The organism is Streptomyces sp. NPDC102274 (assembly GCF_044766385.1).
Lineage (GTDB): Bacteria > Actinomycetota > Actinomycetes > Streptomycetales > Streptomycetaceae > Streptomyces.
In genome coordinates this window covers 1-1048 of the sequence record NZ_JBIWLW010000159.1, presented here as the reverse complement: position 1 = coordinate 1048, position 1048 = coordinate 1, and the positions used below count along the sequence as shown (strand labels likewise).

Below are 1048 nucleotides of genomic sequence, written 5' to 3'. Positions count from 1 at the left end.
GGTGTGGACGACTTCGCACTGCGGCGAGGCCACCGCTACGCCACGATCCTGATCGACGCCGAAACCCGCGAGCGCGTCGAGGTCCTGCCCGACCGCAAGGCCGAGACCCTGACGGCCTGGCTGCGCACCCATCCCGGTATCGAGGCGGTCTGCCGGGACGGCGCGGCCGGCTACGCACAGGCCATCACCGGCGCGCTGCCCGAGGTGCCGCAGGTCGCCGACCGCTGGCACCTGTGGCACAACCTTGGCGAGGCTGTCCTCAAGGAGGTCCACGCGCACGCCGACTGCTGGGCGAAATGCGGGCCGCCTTCTCAGGCCCGCGTCCGCGAGGAGACCACCGTGAGCGCTGGCATCAGGTCCACACCCTGCTCGACCACGGCGTCGGCCTGCTGGAATGCGCCCGCCGCCTGCAACTGGCACTGAACACCGTCAAGCGCTATGCCCGCGTCCCCGAGCCCGATCAGCTGAAGAAGGCCCCGCAGTACCGGTCCACCCTGTTCGACCCCTACCGCGACCACTTGCGACGGCGTCGCGGGGAAGATCCTGCCGTGAGTGTCAGTCAGCTCCTGAAGGAGGTCAAGGACCTCGGCTACCAGGGCAGCTCGAACCTCCTCTACCGCTACATCAACCAAGGCCGTGTCGAGTCCGACCGCCCCGCCGTCTCGCCCCGCCGCTTCAAGAGCCTGCTCTGCACTGTCCCCGATCAGCTGAAGGACAAAGACCGCGAGCTCCTCACGGCCCTGACCGGGTCCTGCCCCGAGATGACAGCCCTGACCGGGCACATCCGCACCTTCGCGGACCTCCTCAAACCCGCCGCTGACAGCGGCCGCCGCCTCCACGAGTGGATCTCCCGCGTCCGCGAGGACGACCTCCCCCGCCTGCACGCCTTCACCCGCGGCCTGGAACGCGACCACGATGCCGTCGTCAACGGGCTCACCCTCCCGTTCCACAACGGCGGGACCGAAGGCGTCAACACCAAGACGAAACTGATCAAACGCCAGATGTATGGCCGGGCTGGCTTCCGCCTCCTCCGCCACCGCATCCTGCT

General features: G+C 68.9%; 1 pseudogene. It reads left to right on the top strand.

Going from position 1 to position 1048, the window contains the following annotated elements:
• Positions 1–1048, top strand: a pseudogene (locus ACIRQP_RS42540) (ISL3 family transposase); the annotation flags it as partial.